Source organism: Butyrivibrio fibrisolvens (genome assembly GCF_023206215.1).
Lineage (GTDB): Bacteria > Bacillota > Clostridia > Lachnospirales > Lachnospiraceae > Butyrivibrio > Butyrivibrio fibrisolvens_C.
The window spans coordinates 3,906,041-3,921,009 of sequence record NZ_CP065800.1; the positions used below are offsets into that span (position 1 = coordinate 3,906,041).

Consider the following 14,969-nt stretch of genomic DNA (forward strand, 5'->3'; position numbering starts at 1 on the left):
ATAATGATTTAACTCCCAACACTTTTTATAAAAAAGAAAACATGTGCCCTTCAAGAGAACACATGCTTTAATCTTAGCACAGCAATATTAAAGATTCTATCTAAATTCATTTGTTCTTTACCAGTCAGATTGAAAATCTGATGCAAGGGGATTGGGGGAAGTTTCCTCAACAAGTGAGGCATATGTAATACATATGCCTCACTTGGACAGTGCAGTAAATTACAATTTTTATTTATTCTGAGAACAGCATCTCTGAGTATACAGGGAATGGCCAGAAGTCACGATCTGTAAGCTCTTCGAGCTGATCTGCGATCTCTCTTGCCTTGTTCATATCCTTAAGGATAGTATCTCTGCTATACTTCATGCACTTTGTTGCATCTGCAGGTTTCTTCTTAAGATCGTTGTCGATCTTCTCCTGAGCCAGCTGGAGCTTGTCAGAGAGAGTAGAGATCTTGGCTCCGACCTTAGCTTCATATCCTGCTGAGAATCCTGCATCCTTCTTGACTGCTATACGATCTGCAAGTGTTGTTGCATACTCGGATACTGCAGGAAGGATCTGGCGTCTTATCATATCGCTCATAGTGCGGGCTTCGATAGAGATCTGTGCATTGTAGATCTCTTCGTGGATAGCGCGTCTTGCATGCATCTCTTCTTCTGTATAGATGTCATTGTTAACATACAAAGCGATATTCTCAGGATCATCATAGTGAGGGATTGCTTCTGCTGTAGATGGATAGTTCTTAAGTCCTCTCTTTTCAGCTTCTACAAGCCATGCATCGTCATATCCGTCTCCTTCGAAGATGATACGCTGATGATCTGTAAGTGTCTTCTTGATGAGCTTCTGAAGATCTGCCTGGAAGTTCTTGCTCTTCTCAAGCTTGTCTGCGAATTCTTTAAGCTCCTCTGCCATGATAGTATTAAGTGCAATATTAGGACCTGATACAGACTGAGCACTTCCCAGCATACGGAACTCGAACTTGTTACCTGTAAATGCCATAGGTGATGTACGGTTTCTGTCTGTTGTATCCTGACGTATCTGAGGAAGTGAATCGATACCGATCTTAAGTGTCTTCCTGCTGCCGTCCTTATAAGGTGTGCCATTGATGATAGCCTTGATAACATGCTCAAGCTCACTTCCAAGGAAGATAGACAGTACAGCCGGAGGTGCCTCCTGAGCTCCAAGACGGTGATCATTGCCTGCGCTTGCAACAGTACATCTAAGAGTTGTCTGATACTCATCGATACCCTTTATGAATGCTGCAAGGAACAGAAGGAACTGAGCGTTCTGGCTTGGTGTTGATCCGGGCTTGAAGAGGTTCTTGCCTGTATCTGTACCAAGAGACCAGTTATCATGCTTACCAGATCCGTTAACACCTGCAAATGGCTTCTCATGGATAAGGCATACAAGGTTATGACGAAGAGCTACCTTCTTCATAAGCTCCATTGCAAGCTGGTTCTGGTCGCAGGATGCGTTACAGTCTGTGTATATAGGAGCCATCTCATGCTGGCCGGGAGCAACTTCATTGTGCTTGGTCTTGGACAGAACTCCAACCTTCCAAAGTTCATTGTCAAGGTCTCTCATGTACTCAGATACACGAGGCTTAAGCTGACCGAAATAGTGATCAGAAAGTTCCTGACCTCTTGGTGGCATATTTCCAAAAAGAGTACGGCCTGTAAGTCTAAGGTCTTCTCTCTTGTCATATACATCCTTGTCGATAAGGAAGTATTCCTGCTCAGCGCCGACCTGAGGGATAACTCTCTTTGTCTCAGTATCGCCGAAGAGACGCAGGATCCTTAATGCCTGCTGGTTTACTTTTTCTATAGAACGAAGAAGAGGTGTCTTCTTATCAAGAGCCTGTCCACCGTAGGAAAGGAATACTGTAGGTATATAGAGTGAATTGTCCTTGATGAAAGCAAAGGAATTGGGATCCCACGCTGTGTATCCTCTTGCTTCAAATGTTGATCTAATGCCGCCGTTAGGGAAGCTTGATGCATCAGGCTCGCCTTTTACAAGCTCTTTGCCTGAAAATTCCATAACGATCTTGCCGCCTTCTGCAGGCTCAATAAAAGAGTCATGCTTTTCTGCGGTAACACCTGTCATAGGCTGGAACCAGTGTGTAAAATGTGTTGCGCCCTTTTCTACAGCCCACTGCTTCATAGCTTCCGCAATTTCATTGGCTGTTGACAGCTCAAGTGGTGTTCCGTCAGTAACAGATTTTTTCCATGCTTCATATGATGCGCTGGAAAGACGTTCTTTCATGGTTTCTTCGTTGAAAACCATGCTTCCGAATAGCTCAGGTAACTTAGCAGATGTTTCCATATGACTCCTTTTTCTTTAAATCAAAAAGATTTTTTGACCAAACGTTTCAACTTTTCTTATAGTAAATACTTTCTTGTCAATGTGCAAGTGCTTTTTCTATAGATTTGTTAACAACGAGGTCATTAAACTGTCTTGTGAAGAGTTCGAAGTACCTTCCGCCGGCTATCATAAGCTCTTCATGGGTGCCGCTTTCAACGATCCTGCCATCATCTACAACAAGGATCACATCATAGTCTGTGATTGTTGAAAGTCTGTGTGCTATAGCAAAAGTCGTACGGCCCTTGGTCATGACTTTAATGGCATTTTGTATCTTCTTCTCTGTAACAGTATCAATAGATGCTGTAGCTTCGTCCAGGATCAGGATCCTTGGATCTGAAAGGATTGCTCTTGCAAATGACAATAGCTGCTTCTCACCTGTAGACAGGAGGTTTCCGCCTTCTCCTACATCACTGTCCAAGCCTTTCTCCATCCTTCTGACTACATCTCCTGCTGCCACAAGGTCAAGTGCAGTCCAGATCTCTTCGTCAGTTGCATCTTCTTTGCCATATTTAAGGTTCTCTCTTACAGAGCCCGAGAACAGATGAGGCGTCTGCAGCACATATCCTATAGAATTGTGTAGCCAGCCTATAGACCTGTCAGCAGCATCGTGGCCATCGATCAGAATCTGTCCCTTGGTAGGCTTATAGAACCTGCAGACGAGGTTAACAAGTGTAGATTTGCCTGCGCCAGTCTCTCCTACTATAGCTACCCTCTTACCCTGAGGTACTTTAAGATTGAAATTCTCAAGGACGTTCTCTTCGCCGTCAGGATAACGGAAGGTAATATCTTTAAACTCAATATCACCTTTAAGTTCTTCCCAGTTCTCTTTTTTGGGATTAAAAGTGTCACCGTATTTCTCTATGACATCAGGTCTGTCTGATACGTCAGACTCTGTCTCCATAAGCCTGGTGAATCTCTCTATATTGACCTGAATAGCTATAACCTCAGATATAGTAACTACTATGTTCTGTATAGGCTCCATGATGCCAAGAGCATAGGATGCAAATACAGAGATGGTTCCTATAGTCATAAGCCCTTCTACAGAAAGGGATCCGCCGTACCACAAGACTATTGCAAGAGCAAGTGATGATACAAGAGTTACTATTGCGGTAAAAAATGCTGAGTAGCGCACAGATCTTACAGCTGTACTTCTCATCTTGCCTGTATCTTTCTCAAAGTCTTCCTGGATCTTGTCTTCTACTACAAGAGTCTTGATGGATGAAGCTCCTGTGATACCTTCGTTGAAGTTACCTGTGATCTTGGAATTGATCTCTCTTATCTTCCTGTTGATAACAAGGAGCTTCTTCTGAAATACAGCAACAAGTATTACAACAATAGGTATCAGCATGAAGATTATAAGTGCCAGCTTTAAGTTTATAGTCAGCATCATTATAAGTACGAAGATTATATACGAAAGCTGCCATACTATATCCATGAATCTCCAAGCAATCATCTCACCTATTTTGCCGGAATCACTCATAACCCTTGCATGGACATAACCTACATTATTGGTATTGAAGTAAAAAAGTGACAGCTCCTGCAAATGAGAGAACGATGCATTTCTAAGGTCTCTGTTAACGCTCATCTCCACCTTGCCGCACATAGCTACAGTTATGTAGTTGTCTATAGTCTGAAGGGTTAAGACTATGACATAAAGTGCTATAAATACAGGGAGTCCTTTTAAAGTCCCATGTCCTATGAAATTGTTGATGGCATACTGGTTAAAAAGAGGATATGCAGAGTCAGCAAGTGAGCTTAGCATTCCAAGTGTTACCATCTGAACTATGATCTTCTTGTAAGGCCTGACATATGGAAGGAGCTTTGGAATGCCAAGCCATGGAAGAGTCTTTATTTTATTTTCATTATCTTTAATATTGTTATTCATATTATTCCTTCATGAATTCTATGTCAGTTGTCACACTGCATCTACGTCAAGGCCCTGCAGCCTTGCACATGTATAATATATGCCTTTCCTTTCAAGAAGCTCTTTATGTGTTCCCTGCTCTACGATCCTTCCCTTATCAAGGACTATGATATTGTCAGCATGCATAAGAGTCATGATCCTGTGGGATATCAGTATGACTGTAGCATCATCTATGTTTTCAGACAGTGCTTTCCTGATACGGGCATCTGTCTGAGTATCAACTGCCGAAAGTGAATCATCAAATATCATTACAGGCGGCTCTTCTATGAGCATCTGAGCGATGGCAGTTCGTTGTTTCTGACCACCTGATAAGGTCACGCCCCTTTCACCTACGAAGGTATCATAACCTGACGGGAACTTCTCAACAGACTCATCCAGCGCTGCGATCTTGGATGCATGTCTTATTCTGTCCATGCTGACGCTTCCCTTGTCATCAGCATCTGCAGCTATTCCTATATTCTCAGACAGAGTCCTTGAGAACAGGTACGGTTCCTGAAGCACAAATCCCAGATTCTTGCGAAGCCATGACCTTTTGATCTTCCTGATGTCAACGCCTCCTATTGTGATGGTTCCGTTTTCCTTAGGAAGGTCATAAAGTCTGTCAAGAAGATACATAAGAGTAGACTTTCCTGATCCCGTACCGCCCAGGATTCCAAGGGTTGAGCCTTTCTTTATGGTGAAACTTACATTCTTTAATATTTCGTTGTCGCATACTTCATTAGCTGATCTGTTATCCTTAACAGACATTTCTTTATCAGATTTTGCTTTATCAGATTTTTCTTTATCAGAATCTGTTTCTTTTATCTGCTCACCATCATTCCTATCTGTGTCAGATTCATTGTCCTTATGTTCAAAAGAATAGGATACATTATCAAACACGATATCCCTGTCTATAGGACACTCCAGAGCGCCCTCTTCGTCCTGTTCTTCTTCGCTGTTCATGATATATCTGACCCTGTCAATTGATATGCCGGCTTTACTCATCTCGGAGATGATCCTTCCCAGCATTCTCACAGGCCAGATGAGCATTGAGTTATAGGATACGAAAGCTATAAACTCTCCGGCAGTTATATGTCCCCTTACGCTGAATACAGCGCCCATAACAGTTACGATCATGACCTGAAGGCCTGATATAAGGTCATTGGAAGCCCAGAATGCAGACAGAAGCTTCATAAGATTGGTCCACATCCTGGTATATTCTTCGTTATAGGATACGAACTTGTCCTTCTCGTACTGCTCTCTTCCGAAGGCTCTTACTATACGCACACCTGTAAGGTTCTCCTGCGCTATGGCAGAAAGCTTACCCTCCTGCTCATCAGCCTTTTCAAATGTGGCACCTATCCTCCTATGGAAAAAGAATGAATAGAGTATCAGTACCGGGAAAAGAAGCATTGCGATAAGCGAAAGCTTCACGTTAATAGAGAACATAAAATAAAGGGCCAGAGATATCATGATCACAACTCTGAAAAAAGATACAAGCTGTCCTGAAAGGAAGTTCTTGATAGTCTCTACATCAGAGGTGCACCTCTGTATGATATCACCTGTATGATTGGCACTATGCCAGGAATAGGGAAGCTTTAAGATATGCTCAAATAAAGTATTACGCATTGTCTCAACAAGCTTCTCAGCACCCTTAGTGTTATATACTTTAGAAAAATATCTGAATACCGCTGCTATAAAAGCTATACAAATGATAACAATAGCGATATAGATAAGGTTATGTCTTATTACTTCCCTTCCACCGAGCCTGTTCATGATAAAGCTCATATAAAAGGGGAGCTTGGACTTGGAATCCCCAATACAATAGTCAACTGTATACTGTATGATCTTGGGGTTTATCATATCTAGAAAAGCAACGACAAGAGATGCTGCTATTCCGCCAAAAAAGAAATGCAGACTCCCTCTTAGAAAAAACATAACCATGCTGCTTCTGGATTTAAATCTCATAAAAGCAAACCTCCATGCATAAAAAATCCCGGTGCATATCACAATTAAACGGTACCATAAGTACTCGTATGTAACAACACCGGGATATAAATATAAAGCCTTAATAAATCCTTGAAATATTTTCAAGAAGTCATGTTTAAGTGCAATAAGTCTATACTATTAATTCAGATCTAACGAAAGAATCAAAGAAGGTGATTTCTAAGCTCTTCGTCGCTCTTTTCAGAAAGATATGTAGGAGGAACATCAAGAACAGTCTTGCATCCGCGCTGTCCCTCGTCATACATTCTCTTTACTGCTCTAGCATAAGCTACCAGTACACTTGTAGTAAATTCCGGATTGGAATCAAGCTTTAAGCTATACTCGATGATGTGATTGTTCTCTTTATTAACGCCTGTTCTGCCACTTCTAAATACAAAACCGCCGTGAGCCATACCTGAGTGGTTCTTGTTGAACTCATCCTCATCTATGAAATGTACAGTTGTATTGTATTCATCGAAGTAGTTAGGCATCTCTTTGATCTGCTTCTCAATAAGAGCCTTGTCAGCACCTTCCTTAGCTACAACGAAGACTTCTCTTGTATGCTTGTCACGTGTAGTAAGCTCCGGATTCTCGCCATTTCTGACAGCTTCAAGAGCAGCTTCTACAGGGATAGTATACTGCTTTGCATTCTTAACACCCTCGATACGGCGTACTGCATCTGAGTGACCCTGGCTTACGCCCTTGCCCCAGAATGTATAATCCTTACCATCAGGAAGGATAGCATTGGCATATACTCTGTTAAGAGAGAAAAGACCCGGATCCCATCCGCAAGAGATAAGTCCAACATGTCCTGACTCCTTAGCTGCCTTGTCAACATTGGCAAAATGCTCAGGAATACGTGCATGTGTATCGAAGCTGTCAATTACATTAAAGAGCTTAGCATACTCAGGTGTCTGAACAGGAAGATCTGTCGCAGAACCTCCGCAGATGACCATAACATCGATCTTGTCTTTCCAGTCAGCCACTTCACTTACATTTACAACAGGCACATCCTTAGAGATGATAGATACGCTCTTTGGATCTCTTCTTGTAAATACTGCTGCAAGCTCCATATCAGGAGCAGCATTAACAGCTATCTCAACGCCTCGGCCCAGATTGCCGTAACCAATAATACCGATCTTCATATTGTTTCTTCCTCCTAAATTATAAAAAAACATTTGTGTCACAAAATTTAATTGCGTTCTGTAAGTCGCACCTAACAATTATATTATAGGCTTATAATTTATGAAATATGTTATTTGCATATTTTTGCATTATCTATGATTAATTTTTTATAAACTGCTCCGCATATTCAGGAAACTCCTTAAGGCTTCCAAGAACTGTATCAGCAAGTTCATTCATCTCATCATCGGCAGGAATGATATCAGGTACCATTACTGTGAGCATATCAGCAGCCTTGCCTGCTCTTACTCCGTTGAAACTATCCTCTACAACCATGCACTGATCTGTATCTACACAAAGCTCCTTTGCTGCATAAATAAAGATATCAGGAGCAGGCTTGCCGTTTTCAAGCTGATTGCCGCTTATAACCTTGTCAAAATACTCTTCCATACCAGTTTCTTTTATATATCTAAGTGCAACCTGCTTGGCAGAAGATGTTGCTATAGCTGTAAGAAGTCCGTTTTCTTTGCACCATTTAAGTGTTTCAAGTGTGCCTTCCTTAACAGGAATACCCTTACTTATCTCTTCTTCGGTATATTTATTCTTGAGCTCATATATCTTGTCTGAGTCGTATCCATTATCTTCAAGCATCTTCACTATGCTCACATGACTTCTTCCTATAAGCTTAAGATAGAACTCGTCAGGGATTCCTGCCTTGATCCAGGCCTTCCTATACACAGCCTCTGTATCATATAATGTTCCATCCATGTCAAAAATTACTGCTTTGATCATCCTATATCCTTTCATTTGCGGATAACTATCAACCGCTTCTAAAAAACTTATCTATTACTATATCTTTTTTGGTCAAAAGAAAAAGCCCTTACTGAAAATGATCAGATACTGCACCGTCCAAGTGAGAATTTAGATATTAACAAACCTATCTTTCTCTCCGATATAGCTAATGGACTGATTCATTATCATCAATTGGATATAAACGTATCGGCATATTTATATTTCTTTTAAGGATACCAATTTTTACTCAAGGAGGTATATATGAGAGTTCTATTTGCACCCGGAGTTGTAAAGGAAGTTATATCAGCAGAAGTAGTCCCTATGGATATCGGAGATGGCAAGATCATCGGCACTCAGGTCAACTTCAAACTTGCACCTTCCGGCGATATGCTTGAATATATCTACAGCCAGTCAGTTCCGATAGAAGAATCAGGCCAGCGTGCTATTGATTTTGTAAACGGACTCTACGAAAAGGGCTATGGCGATTTCTCATCAGAGCCTACAGAAGTATTGTGATATGCACACCTTCCCACTTGGACTCATCCGTATCTCCAAGTGGGATTTTCAGGTATGATCTTGTATCGAGTAGGCTGACTCCTACTCGATTTCGCACACGAACATTCCGCACTTAGTGCTCCATGTTCTTACGACCGGCAAATGAATTTGTAGGTCTTGTGCAACAAAAAAGGAGACTCCCCGCTGTGGGACGCCTCCTTTTATTTATCTGATCCAATTATTTCTGCTGCGATGTTTTTAATATATCTATCTATTAAAGCATTATGTTTCGTCATATCCGGTTGTCTGTTTATCAACAACCATGTCTTTGAGCTGCGGAAGTGCCTTCTCGGGGTCTTCTCGAAGTGATACCATAAACAGGTATGCGCCTATCAGCGTCATCTGTGTTATATCCATGAGCTTTCTGGCTGTAAATCCTGCTGCCTTGACACTTCTTATGCCGGGACTTTCTTCCACTATCATGTTGTACATCTCCTGCACCAGATCTTCGTGCCTGCTAAGCTTTGACCATATTTTGGATGCCTGCGTCATGGGCATATCACCGCTATATAATAAGCAGTCTATTATAGTTGACTGCACATAAGATGTCTCTGTCCAGTCCCCCTTTTGCCTGAAAGCATTCACTATCTTGATCATCTCAGACGGCTTGTCTGTTATAAGCTTTACAACATTTTTGCCCGTAGGAATCTCAGAAACCGGAAGTTCTGCTATAAATCCGCTTTCAAGTTCAAATCGTATATAGTAACGGTCCTGATATCGCCTTATAAGCTGATACTTAACAGTATCATCCAAAAAGTCTTTGCAGCTTGCGATAACTTCCACGGATAGCTCCTTTCCGGCGGCGTCTTTTATACCTGCTGTTCTTCCTCCTGCAATAATTTAATTGCACACATGGCTATTTTGTAATAAGTCTCTCTTCCGGTATTCTGATCCTTCTCTATAGATTCTCGAAGGTATTTCTCAGCTCCCTGAATCTGATCAAGGGTATACTTTACTTCACTATTGTCCGCACGACAGTACAGCGTTCCGGTAGATTTATCGTATCTTTCCAGAATATCGCCATATTTACTGTATTCCTTACCAAACGTCTTCTTATAAAGCTCATTTATAAGTTCAACACGATCTTCTGCCATACGTCTTCCTCCTTTATGTACGTAAAAAAGTGTGTGTATTATTATTTTATCATGTATCAGTTTAGTTTCAAAGAGGAAAAGGCATTCCCTTTATACGTCACAAAAAAACCGATGAGCTGATCTCATCGGGGATTTTAGGGAGGAGGGCCATCTGATGGGGAGTCAGACAGCCCATTATGAAAAAGTTAAGTTATTGGTTGCTTCGGATCATTTATCTTCTTCCGATGATTTAATATTACATTGATAATATGACGAAATTATGAACACCACGTTAATGTTGTGTGCAGGAAGAAATTGAAATCGATTTCGAGCAAAAAATATTTTCAAAAAACATGCACAATTTTTTGACTGAATGTTCAATTTATTTTTTACATCTAGAATGTTTACTTTTGAAAAGGGTGTGTAATATACTTGTACCGAAACATAAAAAGGCTATATGCCACTATATAAAGCATATTAAGAGAGGTCATGAAATGAAGGAGTTTACACCTATTAAGGAAGGCAAGGTTCGTGAGATCTACGATACAGGAGACAATCTTATTATGGTTGCTACAGACCGTATCTCCGCTTTCGACGTTATTCTCAAAAACAAGGTTGTTAAAAAGGGTGCTGTTCTGACTCAGATGTCCAAGTTCTGGTTCGACTATACATCTGATATAGTTGCCAATCATATGATAAGTACTGATGTTAAGGATATGCCTGAATTTTTCAACCAGCCTCAGTTTACAGGCAACAGCATGCTTTGCAAAAAGCTTACAATGATCCCTGTAGAGTGTATCGTTCGTGGTTACATCACAGGAAGCGGCTGGGAAAGCTATAAGACAAACGGCACAGTATGCGGCATAAAGCTCCCTGAAGGACTTAAGGAATGCGACAAGCTCCCTGAGCCTATCTACACTCCTTCCACCAAAGCCGAGATCGGTGATCATGACGAGAATATAGATTTCGAAAGAAGCGTAGAAGTTCTTGAAAGAGACTTCCCGGGACATGGCAGAGACTACGCCGAGAAGATCCGCGATTATACAATAGCTCTTTATAAGAAGTGCGCTGACTATGCACTTACAAGAGGCATAATCATCGCTGATACCAAGTTCGAATTCGGTCTTGATGAAAATGGCGCGGTAGTTCTTGCAGATGAGATGCTCACTCCTGATTCAAGCCGTTTCTGGCCTTTAGAGGGATATGAAGCAGGTCATTCACAGCCTTCATTTGACAAGCAGTTCGTACGTGACTGGCTCAAGGCCAATCCTGACAGCGACTACAATCTCCCTCAGGATGTTATAGACAAAACTATCGAGAAATACAAAGAAGCATATAAACTCCTTACAGGCAAGGATCTCGAGGCATAATAATACAAGCGGGAAGCAGCACAATAGCATAGCTTCCCGCTTTTTTATTCTACCGATTTGAGGCTTTCTACCATATTTATCTTCTGTATAGAAAAATGCGCAATGATATTTACAAACAGTGAAAAGCCTGCGGTCAATGCTGCTGCCAGAATATAACTTCTAACAGATACATCTCTTCCGAACATCATATAATTATTCTCAACCGTACTCATAAGCCACACGAGAAGGTATTTTCCAAGGAATAGACCGATAACAATTCCTACCAAAGTCATGACAGTGTTCTCCCTGTATATATAATTGGTAGTCTCTTTGTCAGTAAATCCCAGAACTTTAAGAGTTGCAAGTTCTCTTACTCTTTCTGTTATATTGATATTGGTCAGGTTATAAAGAACTATAAAAGCAAGAGCTGCCGCAGCTACTATTATGATACCTACAGCTACATTGACTGCTGCCAGAGATTTACTGAATCTGTCTACTACAGAATTGATCCTGGTATATGAGGATGCACCGTCCATAGCTACAAGCTTAGAAGACAGATCATCAATCTGCTCATCAGTGGCATTCTCATTATATTTGAGCATAAATCTGTTATCAGAAAGTTCCTCATCTGTAATGGCATTCAGATCATCAAAATCAACATATATATAGTTGTATACGTAGTTCTCAACGATGTCAGCCACAATGAGTTTTACAACACTGTCATCTGACATTACAACTTCGACTTCATCTCCAATCTTCGCATCATAGGTATCTGCCAGCTTCTCTGTAAATAAAGCTTTGGCAGTGCCTTTTTGAATATCAGCCGATTCTTTGGTCATGACAACTTCTTTATTGTCAGTTCTATGCGCTATGGAGATAAAGTTCTTAAAGGCATCATAATCTCTTACTGCAATGATATATGTTCCAAGTATGCTGTCATCTCCAAATACTGATGCCGGCATGTCGGTATATACAGCCATATGATCAGCTACTAAAGCTGCGTTTTCTATCTCATTGTCTATAGCACTACGCTCATCTTTTGTCACATCTTCTGATATATCAAGATATGCATCATAATGGGTGACTTCTACAAACTGCTTGTCTATTACTGTATATAAAGAGTCATATAATCCAAGGCCTACTACCAGAAGCGATGTACAGCCTGCTATACCTATTACTGTCATCCAGAATCTCTGCTTATATCTAAACAGGTTTCTGCAAGATACTTTGGAAGAGAACTTAAGTCGGTTCCATATAAAGCCTATTTTTTCAAGAAATACTCTCTTCCCGGCCTTGGGCGCGCGAGGTCTCATAAGCTTGGCAGGACGTGCCTGTAGCTCTACGCGGCTTGCAAGATAGGCAGTACCAGTGACAGCTACTACAGCTATACCTACAGACATGATATAGATATCGGGCTGTGCTATGAGCTTTAGATCAGGAAGTGTATACTGCCCCTTCCATGCAGTAAAGCATAGCACAGGAAGAAGGGTACATCCCCAGATAAGTCCTATAATTCCGCCTGTAAAACTTGCAAGGAAAGCATAGCCTATATATTTGATAGAGATCATGCTATAGCCATATCCAAGTGCCTTAAGTGTTCCTATCTCGCCTCTGTGATCTTCTACCATTCTGGTCATGGACGTAAGACATGACAGGGCTGCTACAAGATAGAATATAACAGGGAATACCTTGGCAAGATCCCCCATCTTCTCAGCATCCTGTTTGAAGTTCATATATCCTGTGTTACCGCTTCTTGAAAGGACGTAGGATTTACCTGTGTCCATGTCATCTATGTCTTTTTGAGCATCGTCTATCCTAGTCTGTCCATCTTCTATTTCTGATTTGGCATCTGCAATCTTTGCTTTGGCATCATCTACCTCTTCCTGAGCATCTGCCAGCTCTTTATACGATTCATCAAGCTGTTCCTGCACATCCGGCATCTCATAGGGCGATTCATCGATCATCTTCTGAGTGTCATCAAGTTCTTTTAGTCCGTCATCTATTTTACTCTGTGCATCGTCAATCTGAGTCTGGGCTTCATCAAGCCTTACTCTTCCATCATCAATTTTGGCCTGGCAGTCATCAAGTATACTCTGACTCTTATCATGCAGGTATTCATACCTGGACTCTACAAGACCATCCGCAAAGCTTTCCATCTTCTTGGCAAAATCTTTGGTATAGTCTTCATATTCGGAAGTATAAGCTTCCATATCAGCTGTCTTATCCAGCATCAGATATATAGCTGTATAGTAATCCCAGTCATATTCTGTCTCCGGTACATATATGAAAGCTGCAATAGTACCTGTACCGATGTTGGATGTACCTCTGTCAACAGATACAAATAAAGGGCTGTCCGCTATACCTACTATAGTAAAGGTATAGTCATTAAGCCTGGTAGAAGCCACCTCAATATCTGTATCTACCTGTGAATCAACTTCTGTATCAAAATCCGTGTTTATAGTATTATCATTTTCTGAATCTGCAGGTTTTGCTTCATCCTTGTTTGTATCTTCGCTTTCGTCTGTCTCTATGGATTCTGTATTGCTATTTTCTGATACACTATCATTTTTATCTTTTTCACCAGTTGATATTTCAGGATCGTCTTTTGCAGTATCTGCATTATCATTCACAGATTCTGTGACTTCATCATCCTCATCATCCTTATCAGGATCAGTCAGCGTGATGACGTCTCCAACCTTAAGGCCCATCTCATCTACAAGTAAACTGTCTATTACGCACTCACCATTCTTGGTTGCATACCTTCCCTCTTTTAGATACAGTAGGTTGATATCACCGGGATTTGAAAAAACAGATACTACAAGATTCCCAAGCAGAAGATCTACCTGTCTTGAGCCTTCTGCATATGCAACACCTTCATACGAAGACACCTTTAAAAGGTCTTCTTCCATAAAGCCAAGGGTAGAAAGCATACGGATATCCATAAGCTTCCTGTCCTTATAATATCTTGACGCAGTATACTTCATGTCAGGTGATGTAGTACGAAGACCTGACAGGAAAGCTGCCGCCAGCATTACCAGAAGGAGCAGTGATAAGAACCTTTTTATTGACTTTCTAATCTCTCTAAATGCATCAGTTATAATTACCATTCAATATCCTCTATATCTGTAGGATGCAGATTATCATCGATTCTGTCAGCCTTACCGTTTCTAATGTGTATGACACGATCAGCCATAGGGCATATAGCAAGGTTGTGCGTTATGACAACTACAGTGATCCCCTGCTTTCTTGCCATATCCTGAAGGATCTTAAGTACCTGCTTGCCGGTCACATAGTCAAGGGCACCTGTAGGCTCATCGCATAGAAGTATCTTAGGATTCTTGGCAAGAGCTCTGGCTATGGCAACTCTTTGCTGTTCACCACCTGATAGCTGCGCAGGAAAGTTGTTGACGCGATGTGAAAGTCCCACTCTTTCGAGAGCTTCAAGGGCGTCCATAGGCTCTTTACAGATCTGGGAAGCAAGCTCCACATTTTCCTTGGCTGTCAGATTCTGTATCAGGTTATAGAACTGGAATACAAATCCTATATCATATCGTCTGTACATAGTGAGCTGACGCCTGTTAAAGCCGCTGACAAGGACATCATCCACGATGATGGTCCCTGATGTACATACATCCATTCCTCCTAGCATATTTAGAACTGTAGTCTTGCCGGCTCCGGAAGGTCCCACTATGATAGTGAACTTACCCTTATCTATGGTAAAAGATGCTCCGTCTACTGCTTTGATCGGCACTTCACCCATGTTGTACTGCTTTACAACATTGTCAAATGTGATATAACTACTATCCATATCTCATAACCTCTTTTATACT

General features: G+C 41.2%; 11 protein-coding genes. 2 read left to right on the plus strand and 9 right to left on the minus strand.

The window, feature by feature from the left end:
• Positions 1–232: 232 nt before the first annotated feature.
• The 5 genes from I7804_RS16410 to I7804_RS16430 form a co-directional block, all read right to left on the minus strand.
• Positions 233–2,320 (minus strand): glutamine synthetase III, encoded by a 2,088-nt coding sequence (locus I7804_RS16410; protein WP_022757993.1) that lies wholly within the window; start codon positions 2,318–2,320, stop codon positions 233–235.
• Positions 2,321–2,396: 76 nt separating this feature from the next.
• Positions 2,397–4,244, minus strand: coding sequence for an ABC transporter ATP-binding protein (locus tag I7804_RS16415; protein ID WP_248404209.1), 1,848 nt, complete (start codon positions 4,242–4,244; stop codon positions 2,397–2,399).
• A 30-nt stretch (positions 4,245–4,274) separates the two neighbouring features.
• Positions 4,275–6,230 (minus strand): ABC transporter ATP-binding protein, encoded by a 1,956-nt coding sequence (locus I7804_RS16420; protein WP_248404210.1) that lies wholly within the window; start codon positions 6,228–6,230, stop codon positions 4,275–4,277.
• 182 nt (positions 6,231–6,412) lie between these two features.
• On the minus strand, positions 6,413–7,393 hold the full coding sequence (locus I7804_RS16425) for a diaminopimelate dehydrogenase (protein WP_022757990.1): 981 nt from the start codon (positions 7,391–7,393) through the stop codon (positions 6,413–6,415).
• Between the two features lie 139 nt (positions 7,394–7,532).
• The gene (locus I7804_RS16430; protein ID WP_248404211.1) at positions 7,533–8,162 is read right to left on the minus strand and encodes an HAD family hydrolase; all 630 of its coding nucleotides are present in this window, start codon (positions 8,160–8,162) and stop codon (positions 7,533–7,535) included.
• Positions 8,163–8,423: 261 nt separating this feature from the next.
• On the opposite strand from I7804_RS16430, the gene I7804_RS16435 reads away from it, so the two are divergent.
• A complete protein-coding gene (locus I7804_RS16435; RefSeq protein ID WP_022753429.1) occupies positions 8,424–8,678 on the plus strand; it encodes a hypothetical protein in 255 nt (84 codons plus the stop codon).
• Positions 8,679–8,939: 261 nt separating this feature from the next.
• Here the strand turns inward: I7804_RS16435 and I7804_RS16440 are convergent, their stop codons facing one another.
• Positions 8,940–9,500, minus strand: coding sequence for a hypothetical protein (locus I7804_RS16440; protein WP_022756054.1), 561 nt, complete (start codon positions 9,498–9,500; stop codon positions 8,940–8,942).
• A gap of 26 nt (positions 9,501–9,526) precedes the next feature.
• Positions 9,527–9,811: a hypothetical protein gene (locus I7804_RS16445; RefSeq protein ID WP_022756055.1), complete on the minus strand. Its 285-nt coding sequence runs from the start codon at positions 9,809–9,811 to the stop codon at positions 9,527–9,529.
• A gap of 473 nt (positions 9,812–10,284) precedes the next feature.
• On the opposite strand from I7804_RS16445, the gene I7804_RS16450 reads away from it, so the two are divergent.
• Positions 10,285–11,160 (plus strand): phosphoribosylaminoimidazolesuccinocarboxamide synthase, encoded by an 876-nt coding sequence (locus I7804_RS16450; RefSeq protein ID WP_248404212.1) that lies wholly within the window; start codon positions 10,285–10,287, stop codon positions 11,158–11,160.
• Between the two features lie 44 nt (positions 11,161–11,204).
• Here the strand turns inward: I7804_RS16450 and I7804_RS16455 are convergent, their stop codons facing one another.
• Together I7804_RS16455 and I7804_RS16460 are read right to left on the minus strand one after the other, a co-directional pair.
• The gene (locus I7804_RS16455; RefSeq protein WP_248404213.1) at positions 11,205–14,246 is read right to left on the minus strand and encodes an FtsX-like permease family protein; all 3,042 of its coding nucleotides are present in this window, start codon (positions 14,244–14,246) and stop codon (positions 11,205–11,207) included.
• Entirely contained in the window at positions 14,240–14,947 is a 708-nt protein-coding gene (locus tag I7804_RS16460) for an ABC transporter ATP-binding protein (RefSeq protein ID WP_022756059.1), read from the minus strand. Before I7804_RS16460 ends, I7804_RS16455 begins: the two co-directional genes overlap by 7 nt.
• Positions 14,948–14,969: the final 22 nt, after the last annotated feature.

What these genes read in the sequence shown, in the direction of transcription:
- I7804_RS16415 (WP_248404209.1), bottom strand. Translation starts at nt 4,244, where the DNA reads ATGAATAACAATATTAAAGATAATGAAAATAAAATAAAGACTCTTCCA.
- I7804_RS16425 (WP_022757990.1), bottom strand. Translation starts at nt 7,393, where the DNA reads ATGAAGATCGGTATTATTGGTTACGGCAATCTGGGCCGAGGCGTTGAG.
- I7804_RS16455 (WP_248404213.1), bottom strand. Translation starts at nt 14,246, where the DNA reads ATGGTAATTATAACTGATGCATTTAGAGAGATTAGAAAGTCAATAAAA.
- I7804_RS16450 (WP_248404212.1), top strand. Translation starts at nt 10,285, where the DNA reads ATGAAGGAGTTTACACCTATTAAGGAAGGCAAGGTTCGTGAGATCTAC.
- I7804_RS16410 (WP_022757993.1), bottom strand. Translation starts at nt 2,320, where the DNA reads ATGGAAACATCTGCTAAGTTACCTGAGCTATTCGGAAGCATGGTTTTC.
- I7804_RS16435 (WP_022753429.1), top strand. Translation starts at nt 8,424, where the DNA reads ATGAGAGTTCTATTTGCACCCGGAGTTGTAAAGGAAGTTATATCAGCA.
- I7804_RS16420 (WP_248404210.1), bottom strand. Translation starts at nt 6,230, where the DNA reads ATGAGATTTAAATCCAGAAGCAGCATGGTTATGTTTTTTCTAAGAGGG.
- I7804_RS16430 (WP_248404211.1), bottom strand. Translation starts at nt 8,162, where the DNA reads ATGATCAAAGCAGTAATTTTTGACATGGATGGAACATTATATGATACA.
- I7804_RS16460 (WP_022756059.1), bottom strand. Translation starts at nt 14,947, where the DNA reads ATGGATAGTAGTTATATCACATTTGACAATGTTGTAAAGCAGTACAAC.
- I7804_RS16445 (WP_022756055.1), bottom strand. Translation starts at nt 9,811, where the DNA reads ATGGCAGAAGATCGTGTTGAACTTATAAATGAGCTTTATAAGAAGACG.